Here is a 26,402-nt window from a genome sequence, read left to right as displayed (position 1 = left end):
GACGGATCGATCACGCCAGCGTAGGTCATTGCGATCTAAACGGAGTATCATCCATGCGCCTCGTCTCGACACTTGCCACCGCCGCTGCCCTCCTCGTCGCGGCGCCTGCACTGGCGGCACTCGCGCCCGGCGCCAAGGCTCCGGATTTCACCACGCGCGGCGCGATCGCCGGCAAGGTGTTCACCGTCCACCTCGCCGAGCAGCTGAAGAAGGGCCCGGTCGTGCTCTACTTCTTCCCGGCGGCCTACACCGGCGGCTGCAACGCCGAGGCGCATGCGTTTGCGGAAGCAATCCCGGCGTTCACCAAGGCAGGCGCGACCGTGATCGGCATGTCGGCCGACAATGTCGAGACGCTCAGCAAGTTCTCCGCCGAGAAGTGCGCGGGCAAGTTCGCGGTCGCCAGCGCTGGGCCGAACGTGGTCAAGGGCTACGACGTCGCGCTTGGCAAGCAGATGGCAGGACGCGACATCACCAAGCGCACCAGCTACGTCATCGCCAAGGACGGCCGCATCGCGTTCGTCCATGACGAGATGAATCCCGAGGCGCATGTCTCGACGACGCTTGCTGCGGTCCAGAAGCTCACGGGCAAGTAATGATCGATACCGGACCGGCAAATACCTGCCGGTCCGGTGACATTATGATAACGCTTTCGGGTCTATCGCTTTGGCGAGGACGCGGGGGATGACATGCGCGACGTACGAGTGGCCGGATCGATACGGGGCGCAAGACCTGACACGACGCTGTTCGAGCGGATCGGCGCGTTCCTCGACGAACAGAAGTTGAGCCCCGATCCCGCGCATTACGCATTTGCCTATGCCGTGATGTCGGCGCCCGGGAGCGAGTTGGCCGCGCAAGTCGCTGCGCTGACGCAGGACGGCGTTCGTCTCACCCGATCGGATATCGAGCGACTCGGCGGAATGGTGATAGACGGGCCGCCGCCAGGCCAGTCGCGGCGAACGAGCGGCGCTGCGGACACCAATCCGGTACCGGATACCGCGATCGCGCTCGTGATCGAGACGCAACAGCAGGTCGATGGCTTCGTGCAGATCGTGCGGACGATCCAGGCTGAGACGCATGGCTTTGGCCGTGAACTGGCCAAAAGCGCGGCGTCGATTACGCAACTGGCGGAGATCGACGAGATCGCGGAAATCACAAGCGCGATGATCGCCCGTATCCACGACAGCGAGGTACGTCTGGCGGCGGCCACCGCGGAGGCCGATTCGCTCCGGTCGAAGCTGATCGAAGCGTGCGATACGGCACGCCGCGACGTACTGACCGGCCTGCCCAACCGACGCGCGTTCGAGGAAGCGTTCGCGACGCGCGACCGGGACGCCGGGCCCTATTGCCTCGCCTTGTGCGACATCGACCGGTTCAAGCGGATCAATGACGTGCACGGCCATGGTGTCGGCGACCGCGTGCTCACCGCGATCGGCCAGGCGATGGCGGCCGAATGCGCGCCACATCTCGTCGTTCGCCACGGCGGCGAGGAATTCGCGGTGCTGCTCGGCGGGATCGCCTTGGCCGAAGCTGCGGACATGCTCGATTCCGTCCGCGCGACGGTCGCCGCCAAACGCTTCCGCAACCGCGAGACAGACACCGCGCTCGGCGTGATTACGGTATCCGCAGGCGTGACCGCGATCCATGCGGACGAGGCCGCCGAAACCGCGTTCCAGCGGGCCGACCAGTTGCTCTACACCGCGAAGAAGGACGGGCGCGATCGGGTCTGCGCGGGTTGATCCCGAGGGTTGGCGAAATTTGCGACGAAGAATTGGTGCGTCGTACCAACTCGATCTTCGCAAAAACAATAAACCGCGTAAAATCAACGATCTAAAAAACTGGCACGCACCATGCAATTCATTCGATATCGGCAGCCGGATGGTCCGGCGCCCGACCATCGAAGGAAAATCTCATGTCGATCCGTTTCGAAACCGCTCAGCGCATCGCCTTCTCGCTCGTCGGCGCACTGTTCTTCGCAGCCATCGCAGTCGGCACTGCCGTCCCGATCATCCCCATCGCTTGATCGGGAAACCCATCATGAACCGCAGCATCCTCATCGGCCTCATCGCCTTTTCGACCACCATCCTGCTGATCGCGACACAGACTGGCGGCGCGCTCGCCTGACCGACGAGGCGCCTGCCGGGCGTCACGGTCAGGCGGGCGAGGCCAGCCCCACCGGCCCTACGGGCGCCTCTTCTTCGCGCGAATAGGTGCCGATCAACAGCCCTGCCGCCAGCACATGCCCGGTGATTGCCTCGATCACCGCCGAGCGCCCGGGTGTCGCACCGACATCCCCTGCGCCTACGCCGATCGCGAAGACCTGAAACGCATAGCGATGCTCGCCGTGTCCGCTGGGCGGATCGGGCGGCAACCAACCTTCGCGCAGATAGGAATTCCGACCGACATCGCGACCTTTCGCGTCGCCCTCACCGTCCGCAGCGATCGCGCCTTCGGCCAGATGGCCCGAATCCGCTTCGAGTCCCCAGATGATCGCATGGACTAAGGGTTGCGGGGCCGGGGCATCGGCATCCTCGACGATCAATACCATGCGCTCGGTCCCTGCCGGCGGTTCGCTCCACACAAGCGGTGGCGACACGCCTTCCCCGTCCGCAGTGAAGCGCGGCGGCATCCGTGCTTCGTGCGCGAACGCCGGACTGGTCAGGGTCAAGGTCTCGAAGTTCTCGCCGAGCTGGACGATCGCCAGCTTGTCGATCCCGGCACGCAGGCCGCTCATCGCATGGCCAAGCCAGGCGGGGATGTGTTCGAGCATGGCTTATCCTTCCGACGGGCAGGTTTCGGCACGACGGGCGGGCGCCGCGCCGTCATACCAGTCGCTCTGCGGGCCCATCTTGGCTGCGTCATGGTAGCAGACCTGGGTCTTGCCACGCTTGGGGTCGACGATCACCGTCCAGTTGTGATCGCCGCAATTATGCTCTTCGCAGCCCCAGGATGCCACGCGGTCGCTCATCTTGAAAATGGGCGTTGCTGGCCCCGACCGACCGCGGATCATCTCGCGCAGCTTCGCATCGCCGACCGCGTTGACGAGGCCGGTCGCGACATCAGTGCGGTCGAAGAAATCGACGCCATCGACCGCATCATGCGGGTATTTGCCGACATAGGCGGTGATCGGCGTGGTCTGCGCCTGACCTGCGATCGGCGCAGGCGCACGGGTTTCGGGCGGGGTGAAGCCGCTGGGCGCTGCGGTCTTGGTGGGATCGTCGTTACGTCCGCATCCGCCGACGAGGAGCGGCACCGCAAGCAACGCGACCGCGATTGCCGTCCTCATGATCGCACCGTCGTCATCACCTGATCTCCTCAACTCCCTTTGCAACGCATCGACCGGCATCGTGGTTGCGGAGGGGAGCCGATGCGACCATCTCGGGTGCATGGAGCATGATCTCGATCGTTTCGTCGCGGCGCAAGACGGCGTCTATCCGCAGGCGCTGGCGGAGTTGCAGCGCGGGGCCAAGCGCAGTCACTGGATGTGGTTCATCTTTCCACAGATCGCCGGACTGGGGCAGAGCGCCATGGCGCGAACCTACGCGATCACCGGGGCAGACGAAGCTCGGGCGTATCTTGCGCATCCGGTACTCGGACCGCGACTGATCGAGGTCACGCAGACGGTAACGGCTGCGCCCGGATCCGCCGAAACGATTCTCGGCGGGATCGATGCGGTGAAGTTGCGGTCATCGATGACGCTGTTCGCCGCGGTTGCCGACGATCCTTCGCCGTTACGCACGGCGCTCGACCGGTTCTTCGGTGGCGAAGACGACCAGGCGACATTGGACCTGCTGCGCCGGACGCCGAACCGATAAGATAGGGGCATTGGCGGCAACGCGTGTAGTGTGACCGCGGGGCCTTCCGCCCCATGAGGTGCCGTGATGGCGAAGAGCCAGAAGAAATCGAGCAAGGAAGTCCGCAAGCCCAAGGCCGAAAAGGCACCCAAGGCGAACGCGTCCAACCCGACCACCAAGGGCAAGCCCGTCGAGATGACGACGCTGAACTGAGGCGCGCCGGGGCGGGTACCGCGCCGGCAAGATCTTCGACCGGGCGATGACGGAGCGCCCTCCGTTGTTCCGGTCGATCGGGCGCAGTGCAGTGTGCCCGAGACGATGACGGGTCCGGCGAATCAACCCTGCTGCCTGACCACCCGATCCGGGTCAGCCCGCCGCGGCAATCTGCCGTAGTGCCTGTTCGAAGACTTCGACGGGCTGGCCGCCCGAGATCAGATGCCGGTCGTGGATCACGATCGCTGGCACCGCGTTGATTCCGCGGGCGCGCCACAGTTCCTCCGCCGCGCGAACCTCACCCGCGTAGCGTCCCGATCGCAGCACCTCTTCGGCGGTAACGGGATCAAGCCCGGCCTTGGTCGCGGCATCGACCAGGACGCGGTGATCGCCTGGATCGACATTATCGGTGAAATTTGCGGTGAAGAGCGCGTGCTTGAGCGCCGCCTGCCCCCCTTCGATCTGCGCCCAGTGCAACAGCCGGTGCGCGTCGAACGTGTTGTAGATCCGGCTTGCGTCGGTCATCGCCATCGTGAAACCGAGGTCGCGTGCCCGGTCGACGATCATCGCGCGGTTCGCCGCGGACTGCTCGGGCGTGGACCCGTATTTCTCCGCGATATGCTCGCCGATATTCTGGCCGCCTGCGGGCATTGCCGGATTGAGTTCGAACGGCTGGAAGACGATCTTCGCGTCGAGCGCATCCGCCGCACGGACCAACGCCTCTTCCAGCGCGCGCAGGCCGATGATGCACCACGGACACGCGATGTCCGACACGAAGTCGATCTTGAGATGGGCGGTCATGTCAGTCTCCGGCAAGCGCGTACCGCGGTAGATGGCGGCGGTCGGATGAGCAACCGCGGGGCTTTTGGCTGACGACGGCCGTCCGCATTCCTACATCCGCTTAATGGCCAATCCGACCGCAGACCTTTTCGGCACACCCGTCCTGCCAGGGCTCGAATATCGCGACGCGCTGCTCAGCCGGGACGAGGAGGAGGCGCTGATCGCTCGGATCGACGAACAGGATCTAGCGCCGTTCCGGTTCCAGGGTTGGCTGGGCAAGCGGCTGACCCGGTCGTTCGGCTGGCATTATGATTTCGACACCAGCCAGTTCGGTGCGACCGATCCGTTGCCCGACTGGCTGCTGCCGATCCGCCAGCGTGCCGCCGTGTTTGCGAAACTGCCGGAGGATGCGCTCGTCCAGGCGTTGCTTATCCGGTACGATCCGGGCGCGGGAATAGGCTGGCACCGCGACCGGCCGGTGTTCGAGCATGTCGTCGGTATTTCGCTCGGCGTACCGGCAACGATGCGGTTCCGACGGCGCACGCCCGGTGGGTTCGACCGCGCCGCCGTGCCGCTTGCGCCGCGGTCGGTGTACCATCTCAGCAGCGAGGCGCGGCATGACTGGGAGCACAGCATCGCCGAGATGGAAGTGACGCGCTGGTCGATCACCTTCCGCAGCTTTACCGCCAGCGCACGGTCAAACCGGCGCTGACGGTTCCGTCCTCACACGTCGAGGTTGGCGACGTTCAGCGCGTTGTCCTGGATGAACTCGCGGCGGGGTTCTACGACTTCGCCCATCAGCTGGGTGAAAATCTCGTTCGCGCTCTCGGCGTTGACCGCGGTGACGCGGAGCATCGAGCGGACCGACGGGTCGAGCGTGGTTTCCCAAAGCTGCTCGGCGTTCATCTCGCCAAGACCCTTGTAGCGCTGGATCGCGAGCCCCTTGCGCCCAGCGGTCAGGATCGCATCGAGCAGGTGGCTCGGACGCGAGACCTGCGTCGAGCCGCGTGCGGCGACGGCGGTGACCGAGCCGATCACACCGGCGCCAGGTTCCGCACCCTCTTCAGCCTCGGGCTCTTCGGTCGCCGCCGCCTTGCTGGCGGGAACGAGGTTCGAGGTGTGGGCGTAGCTCTCGGCATGCTCGCCCGACAGCGCGTGCAACTTGCGCGCTTCGGCCGACACCAAGAAACTGGCCTCGATGATGTGGTGATCGGTGACGCCGCGCCATGCACGCTGGAAGTGGATGCCGCCGTCTTCGGTCAATACCGCGGTCCAGCGGGCGTCGCCGTCGTCGAGTTCGAGACGACGCGTGACGATCTCCAGACGCGAAGTACGATCCTCGACCGACGCTTCCGGATCGAACACGCCGCCGAGCGCCAGCGCCTCGATCATACCGGCATCATAGCGCTTGGGGACGTAGCGCATGAGCGTCCGCATCCGGCGTGCGTGGTCGACCAGATCCTTGAGGTCGCGCCCCGAACGGCCGCCGCCTGGGCCGTCGAGCACCATCGTATTGACGCCCGCGTCGACCAGATATTCGTCGAGCGCCGCGTCGTCCTTGAGGTACACTTCCGACCGGCCCTTGGTCGCCTTATACAGCGGCGGCTGGGCGATGTAGAGATACCCGCCCTCGATGATCTTGGGCATGTGGCGGTAGAACAGCGTCAGCAGCAGCGTGCGGATGTGCGCGCCGTCGACGTCTGCGTCGGTCATGATGACGATCTTGTGGTAACGCAGCTTGTCCGCGTTGAAGTCGTCGCGGATGCCGGTGCCCATCGCGGTGATGAGCGTGCCGATCTCGCGGCTCGACAGCATCCGGTCCTCACGCGCGCGCTCGGTGTTGAGAATCTTGCCGCGCAACGGCAGGATCGCCTGGAAATGGCGGTCGCGGCCCTGCTTGGCCGAGCCGCCTGCCGAGTCACCCTCGACCAGGAACAGTTCGGACTTGGCGGGATCGCGCTCCTGGCAATCGGCGAGCTTGCCGGGTAGCGAGGCGATGTCCATCACGCCCTTGCGCCGCGTCAGTTCGCGGGCGCGCTTGGCAGCCTCGCGCGCGGCGGCGGCGTCGATGATCTTGGCGACGATCGCCTTCCCATGCGCGGGGTTCTCTTCCAGCCATTCCGCCATCTTGTCGGCCATCAGGCTTTCCAGCGGCTGGCGGACTTCGGACGAGACGAGCTTGTCCTTGGTCTGGCTGCTGAATTTCGGATCGGGCAGCTTGACCGAGACGATCGCGGTCAGGCCTTCGCGCATGTCCTCGCCGGTAAGCTGCACCTTTTCCTTCTTCAACATGCCCGATTTCTCGGCGTAGTTGTTGAGTGTTCGCGTCAGCGCGGCGCGGAACGCGGCCATGTGCGTGCCGCCGTCGCGCTGCGGAATGTTGTTCGTGAAGGCGAGGACGTTCTCGTAATACGAGTCGTTCCACTGCAGCGCGACGTCCATCGTGACGTCGTCGCGCGTGCCGCTGATCGCGACCGGCTCCGGCATCAACGGCACTTTCGCGCGATCGAGATACTTCACGAACGCGGCGATCCCGCCCTCGTAATAGAGCTCGACGGTCTTCATTTCCTCGTGTCGCGCGTCGGAGAGGAACAGGCGTACGCCCGAGTTCAGGAACGCGAGCTCGCGATAGCGATGTTCGAGCTTGTCGAAGTCGAAATCGGTGATCTTGAAGGTGGCGGGCGATGGGAAGAAGGTGACTCGCGTCCCCTTCTGGCCTTCCGTCGCGGGGCCGACGACCTTCAATGGCGCGACCGCATCGCCGAAGGCGAAGCGCATGTAATGCTCTTCGCCATTGCGCCAGATCGTCAGGTCGAGCCATTCGCTGAGCGCGTTGACGACCGAGACGCCGACGCCGTGGAGGCCGCCCGAGACCTTGTACGCGTTCTCGTCGTTGGTGTTCTCGAACTTACCGCCGGCGTGGAGCTGGGTCATGATGACCTCGGCTGCGGACACGCCTTCCTCGGTGTGGATGCCGGTCGGGATGCCGCGACCGTTGTCGGTGACCGAGACCGAGCCGTCGGCGTTGAGGACGATGTCGATCCGGTCGCAATGCCCCGCCAGCGCCTCGTCGATCGCGTTGTCGCTGACCTCGAACACCATGTGGTGGAGGCCGGACCCGTCGTCGGTGTCGCCGATATACATGCCGGGGCGTTTGCGGACCGCGTCGAGGCCCTTCAGGACCTTGATCGAGTCCGCGCCATAGTCGCCCATGTTCGGGAGGTTGGGATTGTTGGTTTCGGGGTTGGATGCCATGCCGAGTATATAGGCATTCGAGGGCCGAAACGGAAGCGAAATGGCCTGCGGGGGCTGGGGCGTCGGCGAGTGAAGTATAGGAAGTGCAGACGCTGGGAGCGTTTTGGCGGGGATGTGTACTTTGGTGATTGGGCGCGTCGGTTCAGAGAGGGTTGGGATCGCCATGCGGGATGGTGACAGGGTCTGGTCGTGTAGGACAGCGCGCTCGCGGCTTCTCCGATGAAGCCACCTCCCCGGCGCAGGCCGGGGCCCAGGTGGAAAGGTTTCAATAACAACGTGCCGCACTCTGTTAACGACGTCGCCCAACTGGGCCCCGGCCTTCGCCGGGGTGGTGGCCGACTAAAGCCGCGCGGCCCTTACGTCCCTCTCCCCTTGGGGAGAGGGAGGGAGGAGCCGTAGGCGACGGAGGGTGAGGGGGAGTTGGGGTGTGCGCCCGAGCCTCACTCCCCTCTCCCTTCCCACGGCAAGGGCCGCGGGCCCCTTCCCTCTCCCCGGAGGGGCGAGGGAGACCGGCTTCAAAAGCGGTCGGCGCGTTGGCCTAGCAGGGTCACTTCGACGCGGCGGTTCAGGCGCATGCCGGCCGGCGTTGCGTTGGTTGCGACCGGGTCGCGCTCGCCGTGACCGACCACGCTGAACCGCGCGCGGACGACGTCCATGTCGTCGAAGGCTTGGCGGACGCTCGCCGCGCGACGCTCGGACAGGTCCTGGTTATGCACGTCCGTCCCGCGCGAGTCCGTGAACCCGTCGATCGCGACGCGAACACCGGGGTTGCCGCGCAGATAGCGGGCGAGCGGGCGCAGCTTCTCGATCGCGCCGGGACGCAGCACGGCGCTGTCGGTGCGGAACAGCACGTCCTCCTGCAGCGTCAGCGTCGCGCCGCGCGGGGTCTGGCGGAAGCCGTAGTTGCGCATCGCGCCGCGATCCCAGGTCGTGGTGGTCTCGACTACAGTCGTGCCGCCGCGGTCGCCGCGATAACCGCGTGGGTCACGGCCATACGCATCCCAGTCGAACCGGTCGCGGCGGGGGCCGGCGATGCGCGCAAATTCGCGGTTGGCGTCGTCGGCTTCCCGCGGGCTGATCCGGCCATCGCCGTTCGCGTCGAAGTTCGGCATCACGAACGCGCGGCCGCGCGGCGTGTCGCGCAGTTCGCGGAAGAGCACCGGAACACCGGCGCCTTCCAGGCGATAGCCGGGACGCGACCAAGGCGCGCGGCTCATGTCGTAACGCCCCTCTGGCCGTCCGCCGTCACGGACCTGCGCGAAAACGGGGGCGGTGGTTGCTGCCACCATCAGGACGCCGAGGGCTGCGCGCGTGAAATTCCGAGTCATCATGATCTCTCCGTGTCTTCGATGGACGGAGCTTTGCCCGCGCCCGCTTGAACGCACGGTGAGTCCAGTCGACAGCGCGCGTTCAGCCTAACGCCCGACCGCGATCCGCGTTGCCTGCGCGCCGATCGCGTCGAACAGCGCGTCTTCGGTTCCCGTCATCCACACCTGGCCGCGGCCTGCGAGCCGGGCGAACAGCGCCGCGCGGCGGGCTGGATCAAGATGTGCGGCGACCTCGTCGAGGAGGAGGACGGGGGGCTGGCCGGTCCGCTCGGCAACGAGGTCAGCATGCGCGAGGACGATGCCGAGCAGGAGCGCCTTCTGTTCGCCGGTCGAAGCGAGCGACGCGGCGCGCGCCTTGTCGAGGTGGGTGACGATCAGGTCGACGCGGTGGGGGCCGCTGAGCGTGCGTCCGGCAGCGGCGTCGCGCGCGCGGCCCTGGGCGAGGTCGGTTTGCAGGCGCGTGGTGTCGCCGGCCCAGCCTTCGAGTGTCAGGCCGGCGCGGGGGAATAGGCTGTCGCCTTGTTCCGCAAGCCGTGTTCCGAGCAACGTCACCGTCTCGCGCCGGGCGGCATCGACCGCGGCGCCGTGCTCGGCCATCTGCGCTTCGAGCGCGGAGAGCCAGTCGCCGTCGGGGCGGCCTTCGTCGGCGAGCAGGCGGTTTCGCGCGCGCATCGCGGCGTCGTAGCGGGCGGCGTGGTGGGCGTGGCTCGGGGCGAGGGCCAGCGTGAGGCGGTCGAGGAAGCCTCGGCGTTCTCCCGCGGGGGCAACGAAGAGGCGGTCCATCGCGGGCGTGAGCCAGAGGATCGTGAGCCACTCGGCTAGTGCGTTGGCGGTGGTGGTCGCGCCCTGGATGCGGACGATGCGGCGTTCCGGGGCGGAGGCGAGCGTGCCGGTGGCGACGTCGACTTCGGCTGGAGCCGGTGCCTGCCCCTGTGCTTCTGACTCCCCTTCCGCTTGCGGGAGGGGTTGGGGGAGGGGCGCGTTTTCCTCGACGCCGGACGCCAGTACGTACGTCGTGCCCTCCCCTGACCCCTCCCGCAAGCGGGAGGGGAATTCTGTTGCGCTCTTCTGCGAGCGCTCTGGAAACAGCGTGGCCGCTACGCCGAAGCCGCCTGCCCCACCTTGTCGCGCCATTTCGCCAAGTGCCGCTCTCCGCAGCCCACGGCCGGGGGCGAGCAGCGACACCGCTTCAAGGATATTCGTCTTGCCCGCGCCGTTCTCGCCGGTCAGCACGACGAACCCTGGTCCCGGCGTCAGCGTCAGGTCGGCATGATTGCGGAAATCGGTAAGGACGAGGCGCGAGAGCATTGCACCCGCCTTAAAGGACTTTCGAAGCCGATTGCATCGCCCTTTTCCGTTCGGCCCGAGCGAAGTCTAACGGCATGGCACGAGCGCCAGTGCTTCGACTTCGCTCAGCACGAACGGGGGAGGGATCGATCCGATCACAACCGCGCTAGCGCCACGCCCCGTCCGCTATCGAGCGCAGTCCGCTATCGAGCATCGCGTTAGGCGGCGATCCGCTCCGGCACGACTGCGGGTGCGGCCGCCGCGGTCGCCGCCTTCTGCGTGCTGAGATACGATGCGAGCGCCGGTCCGAGTTCGCGCTGCGCTCGCTGATACGCGACCGGGGTCACGATCCCGAGCCGTTCGCGCGCGTTCTCCAGCGGCTCGTGGAGCAGTTCGAGATAATCCTCGCCCGACACCCATTTCGCTTTCCGCCCGTTGCGATAGCCTTCCCAGACCGCCTTCGCGAACAGCTTGCTGCCGGTGACGCGCATGCTCTTCAGCGCCGCCGCGGAGCCGATCAGCGCCCAGCCGAGCCCGCCGACCTGCGCATAGCTGAACGCAACGAGTGCCGCCTCGCCCATGCTCTCGTCCGCCTTGTAGCCGGTCAGCACGTGCCAGATGTCGTGCGTATCGCGCACCCGCCGGCCGAACCACGCGTAGGGATGCGCCAGATCGTCCTCGGACGGCACGAGCCGCGAGACCTCGACCAGGCCGTCGGCGGAATAGCCCGTCGTCTCGAGGAAAGTGCGATACGCCGCCCCGACCGTGCCGGGCGCGAAGCTCGCGACGAACGCGGAGTCGGAGAAACGCTGCGCCAGTTCGACGCGGTCATAGGCGATCCGTCCGCCCTGCTCGGTGGCGATCAACCGCGCGTAGTTCATCGGCGCATTGCCGACGTTGAGCGCGCGCATGATCCGGAACACCTGCGTGGTGTCGTCGCCGTTCGCGAGCAATTTCTTGATCGCATCGAACGCCGTACGCCAATCGCGACGACCGGTCGTACCGGGAAACGGAGGAAGCTTCGCCATCGAGTCGACTCCTTACTGACACTGCTGTTAGTATTGAGCGCTGGGCGTGGAGTCAATCAGGACGGATGATCTCGGCTTGAACGAACTAACCTCTCCGCCAGCAGGTCACCTCGTTCGATCCGCTCTTTGTCAGATCCGATATGACGAATCCGCTGAAGCGAGCTTTCCTTGAAAACGTGGATCAAACCCTAGCGCTTTGCAGCGCATCCTGAATGTCTCTCGCCCGGTTAGCGAGTGAGGCGCCGTCTCGCGTCGCATCGAAAAACGAAGGATCGTCTGGGACGATTTGCGTCAGGGACACCGCAGTGCCTGTCATGCACACCATCAACATGGCACGCTGGCCACCTACTTCAGCGTAATCGACATCTACGCCAAGAACCGCATTGCCGCCTTGCTCGATAGCTTGGGCCCGCAGTGACGCTTTGCATAGGTTTTCGCCGTCACGCAATTTTGCGTTATATGCGCCAGATTGAGTGCCAAACAGATCGGTAAAGGCAGACGCAACGTCCGAGAAAATGCCCGTCCCGGTCACTGTTTGCGCGGTAATTATTCCAAGCGGCTCATAGGTCCAACCCATCGGCTGTTGCAATGAGACGATAGGAACATGCGACAGAATCGCTGTTAGCTTGGCGCGGAGTTCGCGTGACTCCAATTCCAGCGCTTCCGTCGCATCTCGATACGATGGATCACCGCACTTGTTGCACGCAGCATCGAGATACTCGGAACTTGCCAAGTTAATCACGCGGAGCCGGCCGGGAGACAAAGGTTGATTTGACGAAATCATTCCAACCTTGAGCACGGCTCCGCAATTTGAGCAGGTATCGCTCACACCCGCATCGGCATCAGCACGTACAGCGCGGGCGACTTGTCGTTTTCGCGGATCAGCGTCGGGGCGGCGGCGTCCGCCAGATGCACCTCGACCATGTCGCCGTCGATCTGCGCGAGGATGTCCATCAGGTAGCGGCTGTTGAAGCCGATCTCGAACGGCAGCGCGACGTAATCGCCGGGGACTTCCTCGGCGGCGGTGCCGTTTTCGGGCGATGTGACCGACAGCGTGATCTTGTCGCGGTCGAGCGCCATCTTCACGGCGCGTGTCTTTTCGGTGGCGATCGTGGAGACGCGGTCGACGCCTTCCATGAAGCTCTTCGGGTCGATCTTGAGGATCTTGTCGTTGCCGGTCGGGATCACGCGGCTGTAATCGGGGAAGGTGCCGTCGATCAGCTTCGAGGTCAGGATCGCCTGGCCGAGGTCGAAGCGGATCTTAGTGGGTGACAGCGAGACGCCGACCGAACCGTCGACCTCGTCGAGCAGTTTGCGCAATTCGCCGATGCATTTGCGCGGCACGATCACGTCGGGCATCGATTCGGCGCCCTCGGGACGCGGCAGCGTGACGCGCGCGAGGCGGTGGCCGTCGGTCGCGGCGGCCTTCAGCACCGGGTTCGAGCTGTCGCCGTCCGCCACGTGGAGAAAGATGCCGTTGAGATAATAGCGCGTCTCTTCGGTCGAGATCGCGAAGCGCGTCTTGTCGATGATCTGCTTGAGAGTCTCGGCAGGCAGTTCGAACTGGGTCGGCAGTTCGCCCTCGGCGATCACGGGGAAATCGTCGCGCGGCAGCGTGCCGAGCGAGAAGCGCGCACGGCCGGCGACGATGCTCATCCGGCCTTCCGACGCGGCGAGCTGGACCTGCGAGCCTTCCGGCAGCTTGCGCGCGATGTCGAACAGCGTGTGCGCGGACACGGTGGTCGCGCCGGGCTGGTCGACCGCCGCCGCGATCGATTCGTTGATCTGCAAGTCGAGGTCGGTCGCCATCAGCTTGAGCGTGCCCTCGGCGGTCGCCTCGATCAACACGTTCGACAGGATGGGGATGGTGTTGCGCCGCTCCACCACGGACTGGACATGGCTCAGCCCCTTGAGGAGCGTTGCGCGTTCGATCGTCGCCTTCATGAAAATCCCCCATGCCGCCGCGGTCTGACTCGATACCGGGGGCAACTCCAAACCTACCTACCCAACAACAAAGGGCCGGGGCAAGCACCCCGACCCTTCGATCATGCCGACTCTTCGATCATGCAGGTAAATTCAGGGTTAACCGGATCAGAAGCGGAAGCCGTAGCTCGCCACGACCTGATGGCGGTCGGTATCGACGTCGAAGCGGCTGCTGGTGCCGCCGGTCGCATAGTCGATGTCGCCGCGCTCATAGTTCGAATAGCGATATTCCAGCTTGGCATAGCTGTTCGGCCCCATCGCGTGCTCGGCGCCTGCACCGACGCGCCAGCCGTCGAGCTTGAAGTTGGTGTCGGTGGTCTGGCTGGTGCTGCCGGCAAGGACGTTCAGCTTCGAGTTGGTGTAGCCACCCTTGACGTACAGCATCGTCGTCGGTGCGACGACATAGCCCGCGCGTGCGCCGACATAGATGTCGCGGCCCTGCTTGACGCGGCCATAGCCGAAGTCGCTGGTGTAGTCGTTGCGGTCGCTCTTCGCGGTCGAGCCGGTCAGTTCGGCTTCGGCGCCGAGCACGATGTTATCCGACGTCGCGATGTCGTAGCCGATGCCGCCGCCGTACAGCAGGCCGTCGATCTTCTGGTCGTCGCGCCCGTTGTTGTTGGACACGCTGCTGCCGGCGCCGGTGTGGTCGTAGCCGAGCGTGGCCTCGACACGGGGGCCGGTGAAGGTCGGGTTGGTCTGCGCGAGGGCGGGTGCTGCGACTGCGGTGGTGGCGAGCAGCGAGACGACGATAAGCGTACGCATTGGGGTTACTCCTTACTGATCTGGCGCCCCATTACGCGGGGCGGACCGCTCCAATGGACCAACCGCGCGGGCGTTGCATGAACCCCAGATAAACGCGGAAATCCGTTGCTTTTGCGCCACAGGGGGTTGAAACGCGGGCTATGATTCCAAGCCAACGGCAGGGTGAGAGCGACGCCCGATCAAGCGATACTCCGACCCCGCGCAAGGGTCGCGATTTCGTCGCACGGCATGGCGAAACCGTGTTCAACGCAGCGCACCGGTTGCAGGGGGATGCGGCGCATACGCCGTTGACGCGCGCTGGGTTCGCGCAGGCGGACGAGGTTGGGCGGGCGTTGAGGGAACTGCTGGGCGTTAAGCCGGCGCTGACGTTGTGGGCGTCGCCGACCGGGCGGGCCTTGCAGACGCTGGCGGTGATCTGCGAGCATCTGGAGCTGGACTGGCACGACGCCCGGACCGATCCGCGGTTGGTCGAGATCGACATGGGATCATGGGGCGGGCGCTATTATGCGGACGTTATCGACGAGGTCGGGCCGGTGATGCTGCCGGGTGGGGCGTTGAAACCTTCGCCAGACGGCGAGACCTATGCGGAGATCGCGGCACGAGTCGGCGGTTGGCTGGCGGATACGGCGGAGGATCCGGGCGATCGGCTGGTGATCATGCACGGGATTTCGAGTCGGGTGATGCTCGGCGTGATGACCGGTGCGGCGGTCGATCCGCTGCTGGGCGCGCCGGTTGCGAAGGGGTTGCCGCAAGGGTCCGTTACGCTGGTCGAGAACGGACGCGCGACGGTGCCGCATCTGGGTACGGGGTTCGCTCCGGCGTGAAATTCGCGTGGGTCGAAGGTCTCAAACCCGAGTTGTCTACTTCTGATCCCCTCCTTGGAAGGGAGGGGTTGGGGGTGGGTCGGTTTTCCCGTGTTCGAACCGCTGGGGCTCGATCGGGCCTACCCACCCCCTGCCCCTCCCTTCCAGGGAGGGAGGTTCTGTGGCGTTTGGTTTTGGCGGTGGGGGTGTTTGGGATTGCTGCTCCGGTAGCGGCGCGTGACACGATCGGCGTCTACCAAGGGTGGGGTGCGTTCCGGGACGCTACGCCAGCGCGGTGTTACGCGATCGCGCGGCCGGTGATGGCGGGGGGGCGTGCGTCCGGGTTTGCCAGCGTCGCGACGTGGCCGAAACGGGGTCTGCGCTCGTCCTTGTATGTGCGGCTCAGTCGAGAGCGGGATCGGTCGGCGGGGGTGACGCTGACCATCGGCGAGCGGCGATTCGCGTTGGTTGCGAACGGGCTGGATGCTTGGGCTGGGGATGCGCCTAGCGATCGCGCGATCGTCGCGGCGATGCGGTCTGGGCGGAGCATGAGTGTCGAGGCGGTTGGTGTTGGTGGGCGGCCGTTCGTCGATGTGTATGCGCTGTCGGGCGCGGCGACGGCGGTTGATGCGGCTGTGTTGGCGTGTAGCGGGGGGTGAAACTTCGGGCGAGCCTCCCACCCACTGGTAACACCCCGGCGAAGGCCGGGGCCCAATTGGGGGACGGGAATGACGACACTCAGTTCTCCGTTACAACGACCTTTCCAATTGGCCCCCGGCCTTCGCCGGGGTGGTGGCTCTTTCTCGAGTAACTGCGGAGTGACTGCGAAGCGATTCTGGCGTGCGTCCTGCAGCCAGTAGAAAAATCACGAAAATTCCGCTACGGGCTCGCGCATGCAGACCGCCGCGAACCTCATGCCTATTCCCGGGCACATCGATCCCGTGCCCGTTCCCCGCAGCTTCGTGCCGCGCAACGATGGGCGGATCGACTTGCTCGGGCTGTCGCTCGCCGATCTGCGGATGGCGCTGGAGACATCGCAGCTTGAGGAGAAGCAGGCCAAGCTGCGCGCGAAACAGCTGTGGCACTGGATCTACAATCGCGGTGCGACCGAGTTCTCGGCGATGACCGATATCTCGAAGACGATGCACCCGTGGCTGGAGCAGCGCTTCGTGATCAGCCGGCCGAACGTGGTCGAGGCTCAAGTGTCGACCGACGGGACGCGGAAGTGGCTGCTGCGGTCGGACGATGCGCAGGATTACGAGATGGTGTTCATCCCCGACGCGGATCGCGGTACGTTGTGCGTGTCGAGCCAGGTCGGCTGCACGCTCAACTGCACCTTCTGCCACACCGGCACGATGCGGCTGGTGCGCAATTTGACGCCCGCCGAGATCGTCGGCCAGGTAATGCTCGCGCGCGATTCGCTGGGCGAATGGCCGAGCCAGCCCGAGGGCCGCATGCTCACCAACATCGTGATGATGGGGATGGGCGAGCCGCTGTATAATTTCGAGAATGTCCGCGATGCGCTGAAGCTGGTGATGGACGGCGCGGGGCTCGCGCTCAGCCGGCGGCGGATCACGTTGTCGACCAGCGGCGTGGTGCCGATGATGGCGCGTGCGGGCGCGGAGATCGGCGTTAATCTGGCGGTGTCGCTGCATGCGGTGACGAAGGAAGTGCGTGACGAGATCGTGCCGCTCAACCGCAAATACGGCATCGAGGAGCTGTTGCAGGCGTGCGCGGATTATCCGGGCACGAACAACGCGCGGCGGATCACGTTCGAGTATGTGATGCTAAAGGACAAGAACGATTCCGACGACGATGCGCGCGAACTCGTGCGGTTGCTGCGGAAGTATGAGCTGCCGGCGAAGGTGAACCTCATTCCGTTCAACCCGTGGCCGGGGGCGCAATACGAGTGCTCGACGCCCGAGCGGATCAAGTCGTTCTCCAGCATCGTGTTCGGCGCGGGCATCTCGGCGCCGGTGCGGACGCCGCGCGGGCGTGACATCGATGCGGCGTGCGGACAGCTGAAGACCGCGTCGGAGAAAAAGAGCCGCGCGCAGATCGATCGCGAGGCCGCCGCCGAGTCCGACGCTTTTGCTTGAGTGGACTGCGGTCGCGCTGGCGGCAGGGGCTGGTGTTCTCGGCGGGGCGATGAACGCGCTCGCGGGCGGCGGCAGCTTCGCGACGATGCCGACGCTGATCGGGCTGGGCGTGCCCTCGACGTTTGCGAACGCGACCAGCAACGTCTCGCTCCAACCGGGCGCGATGGCGAGTGCGTGGGCGTACCGGCATGGGCTGCAGCCGATCTCCGGCGTCGGCATGAAGACGATGGCGGGTATTACGTTCGTCGGCGGACTGGTCGGCAGCCTGTTGCTGGTGGCGACGTCGGCGCGCGCGTTCGACCTGATCGTGCCGTGGCTGCTGCTGTTCGCGACGCTGGCGATCGCGTTCGGCACGCGCGCATCGCTGTGGCTCCGGTCGCGGGTCGAGATCGGGCCGAAGTCGCTGGTCGCGGTGCAGGCGTTGCTGGGGATTTATGGCGGATACTTCGGCGGCGGCGTCGGGCTGATGCTGACCGCCGCCTGGGGGCTGCTGTCTGGCGCGACGCCCGCCACGCTCGCGCCGCCGCGGACGCTGATGCTGGCGGTCGCGAACCTCGCCGCGACGATCATCTTCATCGCGACCGGGATGGTGGTGTGGGCGCTATGCGTGCCGATGCTGATCGGCGGCATCATCGGCGGCCATTTCGGCGCGAAGCTCGGCCTGCTGCTGTCGCCGCAAGTGATCCGCGTGTGGACGCTGCTGGTGACGATCGCGACGACGATCGTGTTCTTCTACCGCGCCTATTCCTGAAGCCCGGTCTTCGCGGCGAGCCATTTCGCCGCGACCTCGGGTGTTTCCTTGTCGGTATCGCGGTCGACCCGGTAGTTCGCGGCACGCATCGCCTCGACCGGGATGCGGCCGACCATCGGCTTCAGCGCGGCAAGGAACTTGGCGTCCCCTGCCCGCTTCGGCGCGACCATCAGGATCGCGTCGTAGCCGGGGATCGCACGCCGCGGGTCGGTCAGCACGGTGAGGCCATCCGCGGCGATCCGGCCATCCGACGAGAAGGCGGAGATGACGTCGACATTGCCACTCTCCAGCGCGCGGTACATGAAGGTCGGGCTGTACGGCGTCGTCTTGGCGAAGCGGAGCGGATAGGCGCGCTTCACCGCGGCCCATTCGGGGCGTTCGAGGAATTCGAGATCGCTGCCGAGCGTCATGCCCGGTGCGGCCTTCACCAGATCGTCGAGGCTGGCAATGCGCTTGGACTTGGCCGCATCGCCCTTCATCGCGAAGGCATAGGCGTTCTCGAACCCGAGCGAACCGACCAGGCCGACATGATGCTCGCGCCTCGCCCAGTCGGCGATCGCGGCGACCATCGCCGGGCGTTCGGGGACGTCGTTGCGCTTCATCTCGTTCGCCCAGATCGTGCCCGCATAATCGACATAGACGTCGATATCCCCGCCGGAGAGCGCGCCGAACACCACCGCCGAGCCGAGGCCGTCGCGATATTCCACGGTGTAGCCGGCCTGTTCGAGCCGGTCGCCGATCAGCCGCGCAAGGATATATTGCTCGGCGAAGTTCTTCGCGCCGACGACCACGGTGCGATTTGCGCCACCCTTGGGCCAGAGCGGGGCAGTCGCCGCCGCGGTGCCCAAGACAAGGATCACCGCGCTCGCGATCCACAGCCAGCGGCGGCGCGCGCGAATGCCGTATTCGATCGCCCCGATCAGCGCGTCGACCGCCAGCGCAAGCGCCGCCGCCGACACGCAGCCGGCGAGCACCAGCGCCCAGTTCTGCGTCTGCAATCCCGCGAAGATCATGTCGCCGAGGCTCGGCTGGCCGACCGTCGTCGACAGCGTGGCGGCACCGATCGTCCAGACCGCCGCGGTGCGGATGCCGGCGATCAGCACGGGCGCGACCAGAGGTGCCTCGACCAGCCGCAGTTTCTGCGCGGGCGTCATGCCGACCGCGTCCGCCGCCTGGATCACGGCGGGATCGATGCCGTGCAGCCCCGCGACCGCATTCCGCAGGATCGGGAGCAGCGCGTACAGCGTCAGCGCGATCAGCGACGGGAGGAAGCCAAGCGCGGGAATGCCGCCGCCGACCAGCGCGGAGAGGCTGAGCAACAGCGGATAGAACAAGGCGAGCAGCGCGAGGCTCGGGATCGTCTGGACGAGGCTCGCAAAGCCGAGCGATACGCGCGCCACGGTCGCGTTGCGCGCGGACCAGATGCCGAGCGGCAGGCTGATCGCGATGCCGAGCAGCAGCGCCGCCGCGGAGAGCAGGACGTGGTTGGCGAGCAGCGGCGGCACGCGGCCGAGCGCGTCGAGGAACGCGCTCATGCGCCCCCCCTCATGAGACTAGCGCCTGGAGGCGTTCGGCCTGCGCGCGCGGCACCTGCACCAGTGCCTGCGCGTCGTCGCCGCCCTTGCCAGCGACGAGATCGGCGGGCGTGGCGTCGGCGACGATCCGCCCCGCCTTCATCACCAGCACGCGGTCGGCGAGCAGCAGCGCCTCCGCCATGTCGTGCGTGACGAGGATGGTGGTCAGCCCGAGCCGGTCGTGGAGTTCGCGGATCCGCGTGCCGAGCGCATCGCGCGTGACCGGGTCGAGCGCGCCGAACGCCTCGTCGAGCAATAGCAGTTTCGCGCCGGGTGCGAGCGCGCGGGCGATGCCGACACGCTGGCGCTGGCCGCCCGAGAGCGCGTCGGGCATCCGGCTCGCGATGTCGCGGGGCAGGTCGACGAGGTCGAGCAGTTCGCCGACCTTGGCCTCGTCCGTGCGACCGGCGATGCGCAGGCCGATCGCGATGTTCTCGGCGATCGTCATGTGCGGGAACAGGCCGATATTCTGGAAGACGTAGCCGATCCGGCGGCGCAGTTCGGGCGCGGGCTCGGCAGCGACGTCGGCACCGTCGATCGTTACGCGCCCTTCGCTTGGCTCGACCAGGCGGTTGAGCGTCTTCAGCAGCGTCGACTTGCCCGAACCGGATGTGCCGACGAGCGCGACAAAACTGCCGCGTGCGATCTCGAGCGAAACGCCGTCGACGGCGATCGTCGTGCCCCCAGAACCAGGGTACCGCTTGGTGACGCGTTCGAAAGCGAGCGCTGGGGAATTGTCTGGCATCTGCGCGCAGGATGCGGGAAACATACCGGAAAATCAAATGGAGAGGGTATGAGCCAGCAGGGCATTTTCATCACCGGCGGCGGATCGGGGATCGGCCGCGCCACCGCGATATTGTTCGCGCGGAAAGGCTGGCGGGTCGGGCTCGCCGACGTCAACGTCGCAGGACTTGCCGAGACCGCCGCATTGCTGCCCGCGGGGATGGTCAGCACCTATCAGATGGACGTGCGCGACCGCGATGCGTGGGTGGCGTCGCTCGATGCGTTCGTCGCGACCACCGGCGGGCGGCTCGACGTGCTGTTCAACAATGCCGGAATCGGATCGGGCGGACCGCTCGCGGAGACCGACTTCGCCGAGATCGACCGGGTGATCGCGATCAACCTGGTCGGTGCGCTGAACGGTGCGCGGATCGGCCATGCGTATCTGAAGCGGACGCCGGGATCGTGCCTGCTCAATACCGCGTCGGCGTCGGCGACCTATGGCTCGGCGGGACTCGCACCCTATTCCGCCACCAAGTTCGGGGTGCGCGCGATCACCGAGGCGCTCGATGGCGAATGGGCGGCGGACGGCATCAAGGTGCGCTCGATCGTGCCGAGCTTCATCGACACGCCGCTGCTCGATTCGGCGGCGGGGAACACTAACCATTCGATCCGCGAGACGGTGACGGGTGCCGGGCTGGAGCTGACCGGCGTGGACAAGGTCGCGGAGGCGGCCTGGGCGGCGGTGCACGGCGACAAGGTTCACACGTTCGTGGGGAAGACCGCGCACCGCATGGCGTTCGCGGCAAGGTGGATGCCGGGGGCGCTGCGCAAGCGTATGCGGCGGGATATGCGGAAGGGCTGAAAATCCCCCCTCCCTGGAAGGGAGGGGTCAGGGGGTGGGTCGGCTTCCGCATGCCCGAACCTTTAGTGGCTCAAGCCGGCCCACCCACCCCCAACCCCTCCCTTTCAGGGAGGGGCGAGACAGTAGTTCCTCAGGCGTCGCCGACGATCGCGTCGATCGCTTCGGCCATCTCGATATCGCGCGGTGACAGGCCGCCCGCGTCATGCGTGGTCAGCAGGATTTCCACGCGGTTCCAGACGTTCTTCCACTCCGGGTGATGGTTCGCGCGCTCGGCGATCAGCGCCACCTGCGTCATGAAGCCGAACGCCTCGACGAAATCGGCGAACACGATCGTCCGCGTGATCGCGTCGCGCGCATCGTCGTAATCCCACTCGTCGAGCCCATCGAGCGCCTCGGCCCGCTCGGTATCGTTCAGCGCTTCGATCATCGGGCTCTCCCTTGCCGCAACAGTTCGCCGACGCGTATGGCTGGCGGCATGAGCGGGCAAGCGACAATATCCGGGGAGGCCCCCGACGCCGATACGATCGAGGCGATCTGCCGCGCGACGATCGCCAGGCTGCCCGCGCAGTTCGCCGAGCATCTCGGCGACATCATGTTCGCGGTCGAGGAGTTTGCCGACGACGAGACGCTGGCGGCGCTAGGCCTCGAACACCCGCTCGACCTGTCGGGACTGTATCACGGCCGCCCGCTCGGCGAGAAATCGTCGATGGATTCAGGGACGGTGCCCGACCGCATCGTGCTGTACCGCCGCGCGATCCTGGAGGAATGGATCGAGACCGGGGTGCGCCTCGACGATCTAGTCGCGCACGTGACGATCCACGAGATTGGCCATCACTTCGGCCTGAGCGACGACGACATGCACGCGCTGGAAGACTCCGCCGCGTGAGTCTCGCGTTTCGCGACGTGGCGTGCGTACGGGGCGGAAGATTGCTGTTCTCAAGCGTGTCGTTCGACCTCGGGCCGGGCGATGCGGCGATCGTCACCGGGCCCAATGGCGTCGGAAAATCGAGCCTGATCCGCATCGCCGCCGGCCTGCTCGCGCCATTCGAAGGCGCCGTGACGTGTGACGCGAACAAGGCGTTGCTGACCGAAGCGAGCGCGCTCGACTCGGACCGCACGCTGATCGCGGCACTCCGTTTCTGGGCCGCGTTGGACACTGCGCCCGCCCCCGATACCCGGATCGCCCACTCCCTGTCCGCACTCGATCTAAATGCGCTCACGGATATTCCGGTCCGCCTGCTGTCGACCGGGCAACGCCGCCGCGCGTCGATCGCCCGCGTTGCTGCCAGCGGGGCGCCGGTCTGGCTGCTCGACGAACCCGCCAACGGGCTCGACACGGTGTCGATCGCACGACTGGAAACGCTGATCGCCGGGCACCGCGCCACCGGCGGGATCGCGCTGGTCGCCACGCATCAGCCGCTGGCACTTCCCCACGCGCAGGAGATCGCGTTGTGATCGCGCTGATCCGTCGCGACCTCCGCCGTAGCGTGTCGAGCGGCGGCGCGACATTGGTGGTCGCGTTCTTCCTGCTGGTCGCCACGCTGTTCCCCTTCGCGATCGGCCCCGACGCGGCGTTGCTCGCGCGGATCGGCGGCGGGGTGATCTGGACCGCGGCAGTGCTTGCGGCCTTGTTGCCGGTCGAGCGCCTCGTCGGTCCCGATCTGGAGGCGGGGGTGTTCGACCAGTTCGTCGTCCGCGGGATGTCGCTCGCGCTGGTTGCGCTGGCGAAGACGATCGCGCACTGGCTGAGCTTCGGCCCGCCGCTGATGCTCGCCGCAGTGATCGCCGCCGGCCTGCTCAACGTGTCGGCCGACACGTTGCTCCGCGTCGAGATCGGCCTGCTGATCGGTACACCCGGCCTCGCCGCGCTCGCGGTCGCGACGAGCGCGCTGGTCGCGGGCGTTCGCGGCGGCGGCGCGGTGACGGGCCTCGTCATGCTGCCGCTCGCGGTGCCCTTGCTGATCTTCGGCGCGGGATCGCTCGACCCGGCTGGCGGCGCGGGCGCGGTCAAGCTGCTCGCCGCGGTCAGCCTCGTGTTCGTCGCGGGCGCGCCGTTCCTGGCGGCGGCAGCGATCCGCGCGGGCATGGACTGAGGCGATGAACAGCACCAACGAACAAGGCAGCCCCGTGCGCGTCGGGCTGATAGGCTACGGGTTCTCCGGCAAGACCTTCCATGCCCCGTTGATCGCGTCGGTCGCGGGGCTCGAACTTCGCGCGGTGTCGTCCAGCGATGCCCGCAAGGTGCAGGCGGACTTTCCGGGGATGACGGTCCACGCCGATCCGCACGCGCTGATCGCGGCCGAGGACATCGACCTCGTCGTGATCGCCACGCCGAACGAAACGCATGCACCGCTCGCGAGGGCAGCGATCGCGGCGGGGAAGCACGTCGTGATCGACAAGCCGTTCACGCTCGACCTCGACGAAGCGCGCGGGCTTGTCGCGCTGGCGGAGGATCGGGGCGTGCTGCTGTCCGTCTTCCACAACCGGCGCTGGGACAGCGATTTCCTGACCGTGTGCGCTGCGATCGACGCAGGTGTGGTCGGCGACGTCACGCATTTCGAATCGCATTTCGATAGGTTCAGGCCAGACGTCCGCGACCGCTGGCGCGAGCGGTCGGGGCCGGGCAGCGGCGTCTGGTACGATCTCGGTCCGCATCTCGTCGATCAGGCATTGCTCCTGTTCGGCCTACCGGACCAGGTGCAGGCCTCGCTCGCGACGCAGCGGCCGGGCGCGATGACGGACGATTGGGCACACGTCGTCCTGTCCTATGGCGAGCGCCGCGTGATCCTTCAGGCGAGCATGCTGGTCGCGGGCGGCGTCGACCGGTTCACCGTGCACGGCACCGCCGGCAGCATGACGAAGCGATGCGCCGATCGACAGGAGGCGCAACTTCTGAGCGGAATGCGGCCGGGCGACGCGAACTGGGGCGAGGATCCCGATCCGCTGGTGATCTACGCCGCCAACGGGCAACGCGAGCAACGCGCGATGCCCGGCGACCAGCGTCATTATTACTTTGGCATCGCGGCGGCGGTTCGGGGAGCCGCGAAAAACCCGGTCGCGCCGATCGAAGCGCTGGCGGTGATGGCGGTTGTCGAGGCAGCGTTCCTGTCCGCAAACACCGGCACGACGACGGCATTGGCGCTGACCGATCGCGAGCGGGACGCCGCAGCCCGCGCGCTATCGTCCGCGACTGTACAAATCTGAACGATCCGTCCCGGCGTCGCGCGGGTATCGAATGCGTCGCTTGCGAAGCACCTCCGGTCGGTTGCCGATCCGGATCATCTCTGACAGGATTGCGGCGTGCCCGACCCCCTTCACCATGGCCTCAACCAATCGCGGTGGCCCAAGCGGATCGGTCGACTGATCGATGCGATCTGCCTGGTGGCGCTGATCATAGTGATCGTCACGGTCATCTACGGCTTCTGGCTGCGCGCGATCTGGGCGCATGGCTATTACCTCGCGGTCGCGGTCGCGGTGCTGGGCGCGTTCGTCATCCTGATCGGGCTCGCGCAACAGGCGATCGCCGCGCGCGACGTGGCCACATGGCGCGATATGGCCGAATGGCAGATCCGCGCGGCGCGGGCGGCGGCGGGACAGGCCGGCGCGACGCAGGCGGACGCCGACGACGAGATCGAGGCGAATGCCGCGGCCTATTACGAGATCCTGATCGGGACGCTGGTCGCGCATGCCGAACAGGACGAGCGGAGCATCGTCGATGAGCGGTGATCCGCATCTCGAACTCGGCGAAAGCCTGCCGCGGTTCCTGTCGCACTGGCTGGCGGCGTGCTTCGGGCATTTCCTGATGGTGCTGCTGCCGCTGATCACCGACTGGGCGCATGTGAAGAACGCGACCTGGCCAAGCTGGTGGTCGCTGCTGCTGTTCGCCGCGTCGACCTCGCTGGTCGCGGCGATCATCAACGCCAATTTGCCGGTGACGCCGCGCGAGATGATCAAGAGCGTCGCACTGGGGTTCGCACTGAACGCGACCATCGTCATGCTGCGGCTGGCGTGATTGGCGCGCGCGTGCCGCTGGTTTCGCGGCTATTCTCGCGCGATGCGGCGCTGGACCGCGACCAGATAGCGCCGCTCCAGCTGCTGCGCGGACTGGCGGCGTCGGGCGTCGTCGTCGAGCACCTACTGGAGCGCTATGTCCGGCGCGGTGCGATTACCCATGACCTGCCCGATTTTACGACCCGGCTCGGCCAGATCGGCGTCGCCACCTTCTTCGCGATCAGCGGCTTCATCATGGTCTATATCGCGCTTCGGAAGGACCGGCCGCCGCCATCGGGCTGGTCGTTCCTGCGCAACCGGTTCCTGCGGGTGGCACCACTCTATTATCTGACGACGCTGATGATCGTGGCGTTCGGCTGGCTGGCGCAGGCGATGGGCGCACGGACCATTGTCGCGGCGCGCCTGCCGAACGTGACCGAATTCCTGTTGTCGTTCGCGTTCATCCCCCACCGCGGCGCCAACGGTTTGATCCAGCCGATCTATGAGCTGGGGTGGACGCTGCATTACGAGATGTTCTTCTACCTGCTGTTCGCGGCGGGCCTCGCGGTGCTGGCGCGGCGCGGCGCGTTCCTCGTGCTGGCGGTGCTGGGGCTGCTCGTCGCGGTGGGGACCGGCATCGATGCGCCACCCGACCGCGTCGGCGTATCGGTCGCCACCTATGTCTTCACGCGGCCGATCATGGCCTATTTCGCGATCGGGATCATCATCGCGCTTATTCGCCACCGGATCGGCGACCGCCTGCCGGTGCTGCCTATGTCGGCGATCGCATTCGTTGCAGTGGCCGCGCTGGGAGTCGCCACTATCGACCCGAGCCAGCTCGTCGCAATGGCTGCAATCGCGGTCGCAGTGGCGGTGACCGTGCTCACGACCACCGCGACGACGGGGCGGTCGGACGGGTTCGCCGCCTTCTCGCGCGCGTTCGGCAACGCGTCCTACAGCATCTATCTCACGCACAGCTTCGTGCTGGGCGCGTTCGCGTCGGCGACGGTGTCGATCGTCGCATACGGCCTGCCGGCGCTGGTCGCGATGGCAGTGCTCGCCTGTGCTATGTGCTTCGGCGTGGGGTGGCTGTCCTGGCGGTTGATCGAGCTGCCGATCGCGCAGGCGTTGCGCGGACGGCGCCCGTCCAGAGCCGAACTCGTCGCGCCTTGA

At 66.4% G+C, this 26,402-nt stretch carries 30 protein-coding genes; 17 read left to right on the top strand and 13 right to left on the bottom strand.

The genetic code is table 11. The features are described from left to right. Positions 1–53 precede the first annotated feature (53 nt). Both C8J42_RS16250 and C8J42_RS16245 read left to right on the top strand, forming a co-directional pair. A complete protein-coding gene (locus tag C8J42_RS16250) occupies positions 54–593 on the top strand; it encodes a peroxiredoxin (RefSeq protein WP_056061405.1) in 540 nt (179 codons plus the stop codon). A 93-nt stretch (positions 594–686) separates the two neighbouring features. Next, the gene (locus tag C8J42_RS16245) at positions 687–1,736 is read left to right on the top strand and encodes a GGDEF domain-containing protein (RefSeq protein ID WP_133020902.1); all 1,050 of its coding nucleotides are present in this window, start codon (positions 687–689) and stop codon (positions 1,734–1,736) included. 413 nt (positions 1,737–2,149) lie between these two features. Here the strand turns inward: C8J42_RS16245 and C8J42_RS16240 are convergent, their stop codons facing one another. Next, entirely contained in the window at positions 2,150–2,767 is a 618-nt protein-coding gene (locus C8J42_RS16240) for a YbhB/YbcL family Raf kinase inhibitor-like protein (RefSeq protein ID WP_133020901.1), read from the bottom strand. A 3-nt stretch (positions 2,768–2,770) separates the two neighbouring features. After that, the gene (locus tag C8J42_RS16235) at positions 2,771–3,283 is read right to left on the bottom strand and encodes a hypothetical protein (RefSeq protein WP_133020900.1); all 513 of its coding nucleotides are present in this window, start codon (positions 3,281–3,283) and stop codon (positions 2,771–2,773) included. 100 nt (positions 3,284–3,383) lie between these two features. Here C8J42_RS16235 and C8J42_RS16230 point away from each other — a divergent pair, with 100 nt between their 5' ends. Continuing rightward, positions 3,384–3,812 (top strand): DUF1810 domain-containing protein, encoded by a 429-nt coding sequence (locus C8J42_RS16230; RefSeq protein WP_133020899.1) that lies wholly within the window; start codon positions 3,384–3,386, stop codon positions 3,810–3,812. Between the two features lie 66 nt (positions 3,813–3,878). Continuing rightward, a complete protein-coding gene (locus tag C8J42_RS20655) occupies positions 3,879–4,004 on the top strand; it encodes a hypothetical protein (protein WP_259457500.1) in 126 nt (41 codons plus the stop codon). Positions 4,005–4,157: 153 nt separating this feature from the next. Here C8J42_RS20655 and C8J42_RS16225 read toward each other — a convergent pair whose 3' ends face one another. Continuing rightward, the gene (locus C8J42_RS16225; RefSeq protein WP_133020898.1) at positions 4,158–4,805 is read right to left on the bottom strand and encodes a DsbA family oxidoreductase; all 648 of its coding nucleotides are present in this window, start codon (positions 4,803–4,805) and stop codon (positions 4,158–4,160) included. Positions 4,806–4,908: 103 nt separating this feature from the next. Between C8J42_RS16225 and C8J42_RS16220 the strand changes: the two genes are divergently transcribed. Next, a complete protein-coding gene (locus tag C8J42_RS16220) occupies positions 4,909–5,496 on the top strand; it encodes an alpha-ketoglutarate-dependent dioxygenase AlkB (protein ID WP_133020897.1) in 588 nt (195 codons plus the stop codon). An 11-nt stretch (positions 5,497–5,507) separates the two neighbouring features. Here the strand turns inward: C8J42_RS16220 and gyrB are convergent, their stop codons facing one another. The 7 genes from gyrB to C8J42_RS16185 form a co-directional block, all read right to left on the bottom strand. Next, positions 5,508–8,039: a DNA topoisomerase (ATP-hydrolyzing) subunit B gene (gene gyrB / locus C8J42_RS16215; protein ID WP_133020896.1), complete on the bottom strand. Its 2,532-nt coding sequence runs from the start codon at positions 8,037–8,039 to the stop codon at positions 5,508–5,510. Between the two features lie 515 nt (positions 8,040–8,554). Continuing rightward, the gene (locus C8J42_RS16210) at positions 8,555–9,370 is read right to left on the bottom strand and encodes an OmpA family protein (RefSeq protein ID WP_243644523.1); all 816 of its coding nucleotides are present in this window, start codon (positions 9,368–9,370) and stop codon (positions 8,555–8,557) included. An 84-nt stretch (positions 9,371–9,454) separates the two neighbouring features. Continuing rightward, a complete protein-coding gene (locus C8J42_RS16205) occupies positions 9,455–10,675 on the bottom strand; it encodes a DNA replication/repair protein RecF (protein ID WP_133020895.1) in 1,221 nt (406 codons plus the stop codon). Between the two features lie 197 nt (positions 10,676–10,872). Continuing rightward, entirely contained in the window at positions 10,873–11,682 is an 810-nt protein-coding gene (locus C8J42_RS16200; RefSeq protein ID WP_133020894.1) for a Coq4 family protein, read from the bottom strand. Positions 11,683–11,863: 181 nt separating this feature from the next. Continuing rightward, on the bottom strand, positions 11,864–12,511 hold the full coding sequence (locus C8J42_RS16195; protein WP_133020893.1) for a heavy metal-binding domain-containing protein: 648 nt from the start codon (positions 12,509–12,511) through the stop codon (positions 11,864–11,866). Beyond that, positions 12,508–13,626, bottom strand: a complete 1,119-nt coding sequence (dnaN, locus tag C8J42_RS16190; protein ID WP_056017955.1) for a DNA polymerase III subunit beta — start codon at positions 13,624–13,626, stop codon at positions 12,508–12,510. The genes C8J42_RS16195 and dnaN overlap by 4 nt, the downstream gene beginning before the upstream one ends. Before the next feature lie 147 nt (positions 13,627–13,773). Further along, positions 13,774–14,427, bottom strand: coding sequence for a porin family protein (locus tag C8J42_RS16185; RefSeq protein WP_133020892.1), 654 nt, complete (start codon positions 14,425–14,427; stop codon positions 13,774–13,776). A gap of 140 nt (positions 14,428–14,567) precedes the next feature. On the opposite strand from C8J42_RS16185, the gene C8J42_RS16180 reads away from it, so the two are divergent. The 4 genes from C8J42_RS16180 (at position 14,568) to C8J42_RS16165 (ending at position 18,080) form a co-directional block, all read left to right on the top strand. Next, positions 14,568–15,251, top strand: a complete 684-nt coding sequence (locus C8J42_RS16180) for a histidine phosphatase family protein (RefSeq protein WP_133020891.1) — start codon at positions 14,568–14,570, stop codon at positions 15,249–15,251. A gap of 179 nt (positions 15,252–15,430) precedes the next feature. After that, complete coding sequence (locus tag C8J42_RS16175; protein ID WP_243644521.1) at positions 15,431–15,889, top strand: hypothetical protein; 459 nt, start codon at positions 15,431–15,433, stop codon at positions 15,887–15,889. A gap of 234 nt (positions 15,890–16,123) precedes the next feature. After that, on the top strand, positions 16,124–17,329 hold the full coding sequence (gene rlmN, locus C8J42_RS16170) for a 23S rRNA (adenine(2503)-C(2))-methyltransferase RlmN (RefSeq protein ID WP_165895521.1): 1,206 nt from the start codon (positions 16,124–16,126) through the stop codon (positions 17,327–17,329). Beyond that, positions 17,322–18,080: a sulfite exporter TauE/SafE family protein gene (locus C8J42_RS16165; RefSeq protein ID WP_133020890.1), complete on the top strand. Its 759-nt coding sequence runs from the start codon at positions 17,322–17,324 to the stop codon at positions 18,078–18,080. Before rlmN ends, C8J42_RS16165 begins: the two co-directional genes overlap by 8 nt. Here C8J42_RS16165 and C8J42_RS16160 read toward each other — a convergent pair. Together C8J42_RS16160 and C8J42_RS16155 are read right to left on the bottom strand one after the other, a co-directional pair. Continuing rightward, a complete protein-coding gene (locus C8J42_RS16160) occupies positions 18,071–19,615 on the bottom strand; it encodes an ABC transporter permease/substrate-binding protein (RefSeq protein WP_133020889.1) in 1,545 nt (514 codons plus the stop codon). The two genes, C8J42_RS16165 and C8J42_RS16160, sit on opposite strands and share 10 nt — an antisense overlap. A gap of 10 nt (positions 19,616–19,625) precedes the next feature. Continuing rightward, complete coding sequence (locus tag C8J42_RS16155; RefSeq protein WP_133020888.1) at positions 19,626–20,399, bottom strand: ATP-binding cassette domain-containing protein; 774 nt, start codon at positions 20,397–20,399, stop codon at positions 19,626–19,628. Positions 20,400–20,447: 48 nt separating this feature from the next. Here C8J42_RS16155 and C8J42_RS16150 point away from each other — a divergent pair, with 48 nt between their 5' ends. Next, positions 20,448–21,239: an SDR family oxidoreductase gene (locus tag C8J42_RS16150; protein WP_133020887.1), complete on the top strand. Its 792-nt coding sequence runs from the start codon at positions 20,448–20,450 to the stop codon at positions 21,237–21,239. A gap of 130 nt (positions 21,240–21,369) precedes the next feature. Here the strand turns inward: C8J42_RS16150 and C8J42_RS16145 are convergent, their stop codons facing one another. Beyond that, positions 21,370–21,666 (bottom strand): 4a-hydroxytetrahydrobiopterin dehydratase, encoded by a 297-nt coding sequence (locus C8J42_RS16145; RefSeq protein ID WP_055881974.1) that lies wholly within the window; start codon positions 21,664–21,666, stop codon positions 21,370–21,372. A 48-nt stretch (positions 21,667–21,714) separates the two neighbouring features. Between C8J42_RS16145 and C8J42_RS16140 the strand changes: the two genes are divergently transcribed. From C8J42_RS16140 to C8J42_RS16115, 7 genes are all read left to right on the top strand, one after another. Further along, positions 21,715–22,125, top strand: coding sequence for a metallopeptidase family protein (locus C8J42_RS16140; RefSeq protein ID WP_133020886.1), 411 nt, complete (start codon positions 21,715–21,717; stop codon positions 22,123–22,125). Positions 22,126–22,181: 56 nt separating this feature from the next. Further along, complete coding sequence (gene ccmA / locus C8J42_RS16135) at positions 22,182–22,694, top strand: heme ABC exporter ATP-binding protein CcmA (RefSeq protein WP_165895512.1); 513 nt, start codon at positions 22,182–22,184, stop codon at positions 22,692–22,694. Then, complete coding sequence (locus tag C8J42_RS16130) at positions 22,691–23,332, top strand: heme exporter protein CcmB (protein ID WP_133020884.1); 642 nt, start codon at positions 22,691–22,693, stop codon at positions 23,330–23,332. The genes ccmA and C8J42_RS16130 overlap by 4 nt, the downstream gene beginning before the upstream one ends. A gap of 4 nt (positions 23,333–23,336) precedes the next feature. Next, positions 23,337–24,443 carry an oxidoreductase gene (locus C8J42_RS16125; RefSeq protein ID WP_133020883.1) on the top strand — a complete coding sequence of 369 codons (1,107 nt, stop codon included), beginning with the start codon at positions 23,337–23,339 and terminating at the stop codon, positions 24,441–24,443. Between the two features lie 96 nt (positions 24,444–24,539). Beyond that, on the top strand, positions 24,540–24,965 hold the full coding sequence (locus C8J42_RS16120; RefSeq protein WP_133020882.1) for a hypothetical protein: 426 nt from the start codon (positions 24,540–24,542) through the stop codon (positions 24,963–24,965). Next, on the top strand, positions 24,955–25,251 hold the full coding sequence (locus C8J42_RS20210; protein WP_056061473.1) for a hypothetical protein: 297 nt from the start codon (positions 24,955–24,957) through the stop codon (positions 25,249–25,251). Before C8J42_RS16120 ends, C8J42_RS20210 begins: the two co-directional genes overlap by 11 nt. Then, entirely contained in the window at positions 25,248–26,402 is a 1,155-nt protein-coding gene (locus C8J42_RS16115; RefSeq protein WP_165895520.1) for an acyltransferase, read from the top strand. Before C8J42_RS20210 ends, C8J42_RS16115 begins: the two co-directional genes overlap by 4 nt.

This window comes from Sphingomonas sp. PP-CE-1A-559, from assembly GCF_004340965.1.
In the GTDB taxonomy this organism is placed as follows: domain Bacteria; phylum Pseudomonadota; class Alphaproteobacteria; order Sphingomonadales; family Sphingomonadaceae; genus Sphingomonas.
Note: the sequence above shows the minus strand (reverse complement) of the source record. Positions and strands in the feature narration are given on the sequence as shown.

Bases quoted from the DNA above. Each gene is read 5' to 3' on its own strand.
- C8J42_RS16160 (WP_133020889.1), bottom strand. From the start codon at position 19,615: ATGAGCGCGTTCCTCGACGCGCTCGGCCGCGTGCCGCCGCTGCTCGCC.
- C8J42_RS16230 (WP_133020899.1), top strand. From the start codon at position 3,384: ATGGAGCATGATCTCGATCGTTTCGTCGCGGCGCAAGACGGCGTCTAT.
- C8J42_RS16155 (WP_133020888.1), bottom strand. From the start codon at position 20,399: ATGCCAGACAATTCCCCAGCGCTCGCTTTCGAACGCGTCACCAAGCGG.
- C8J42_RS16210 (WP_243644523.1), bottom strand. From the start codon at position 9,370: ATGATGACTCGGAATTTCACGCGCGCAGCCCTCGGCGTCCTGATGGTG.
- C8J42_RS16245 (WP_133020902.1), top strand. From the start codon at position 687: ATGCGCGACGTACGAGTGGCCGGATCGATACGGGGCGCAAGACCTGAC.
- C8J42_RS16140 (WP_133020886.1), top strand. From the start codon at position 21,715: ATGAGCGGGCAAGCGACAATATCCGGGGAGGCCCCCGACGCCGATACG.
- C8J42_RS16145 (WP_055881974.1), bottom strand. From the start codon at position 21,666: ATGATCGAAGCGCTGAACGATACCGAGCGGGCCGAGGCGCTCGATGGG.
- C8J42_RS16125 (WP_133020883.1), top strand. From the start codon at position 23,337: ATGAACAGCACCAACGAACAAGGCAGCCCCGTGCGCGTCGGGCTGATA.
- C8J42_RS16205 (WP_133020895.1), bottom strand. From the start codon at position 10,675: ATGCTCTCGCGCCTCGTCCTTACCGATTTCCGCAATCATGCCGACCTG.
- C8J42_RS20210 (WP_056061473.1), top strand. From the start codon at position 24,955: ATGAGCGGTGATCCGCATCTCGAACTCGGCGAAAGCCTGCCGCGGTTC.
- C8J42_RS16185 (WP_133020892.1), bottom strand. From the start codon at position 14,427: ATGCGTACGCTTATCGTCGTCTCGCTGCTCGCCACCACCGCAGTCGCA.
- C8J42_RS16180 (WP_133020891.1), top strand. From the start codon at position 14,568: ATGATTCCAAGCCAACGGCAGGGTGAGAGCGACGCCCGATCAAGCGAT.
- C8J42_RS16150 (WP_133020887.1), top strand. From the start codon at position 20,448: ATGAGCCAGCAGGGCATTTTCATCACCGGCGGCGGATCGGGGATCGGC.
- C8J42_RS16200 (WP_133020894.1), bottom strand. From the start codon at position 11,682: ATGGCGAAGCTTCCTCCGTTTCCCGGTACGACCGGTCGTCGCGATTGG.
- dnaN (WP_056017955.1), bottom strand. From the start codon at position 13,626: ATGAAGGCGACGATCGAACGCGCAACGCTCCTCAAGGGGCTGAGCCAT.
- gyrB (WP_133020896.1), bottom strand. From the start codon at position 8,039: ATGGCATCCAACCCCGAAACCAACAATCCCAACCTCCCGAACATGGGC.
- C8J42_RS20655 (WP_259457500.1), top strand. From the start codon at position 3,879: ATGGCGAAGAGCCAGAAGAAATCGAGCAAGGAAGTCCGCAAGCCCAAG.
- C8J42_RS16220 (WP_133020897.1), top strand. From the start codon at position 4,909: ATGGCCAATCCGACCGCAGACCTTTTCGGCACACCCGTCCTGCCAGGG.
- C8J42_RS16250 (WP_056061405.1), top strand. From the start codon at position 54: ATGCGCCTCGTCTCGACACTTGCCACCGCCGCTGCCCTCCTCGTCGCG.
- C8J42_RS16235 (WP_133020900.1), bottom strand. From the start codon at position 3,283: ATGAGGACGGCAATCGCGGTCGCGTTGCTTGCGGTGCCGCTCCTCGTC.
- rlmN (WP_165895521.1), top strand. From the start codon at position 16,124: ATGCAGACCGCCGCGAACCTCATGCCTATTCCCGGGCACATCGATCCC.
- C8J42_RS16225 (WP_133020898.1), bottom strand. From the start codon at position 4,805: ATGACCGCCCATCTCAAGATCGACTTCGTGTCGGACATCGCGTGTCCG.
- C8J42_RS16240 (WP_133020901.1), bottom strand. From the start codon at position 2,767: ATGCTCGAACACATCCCCGCCTGGCTTGGCCATGCGATGAGCGGCCTG.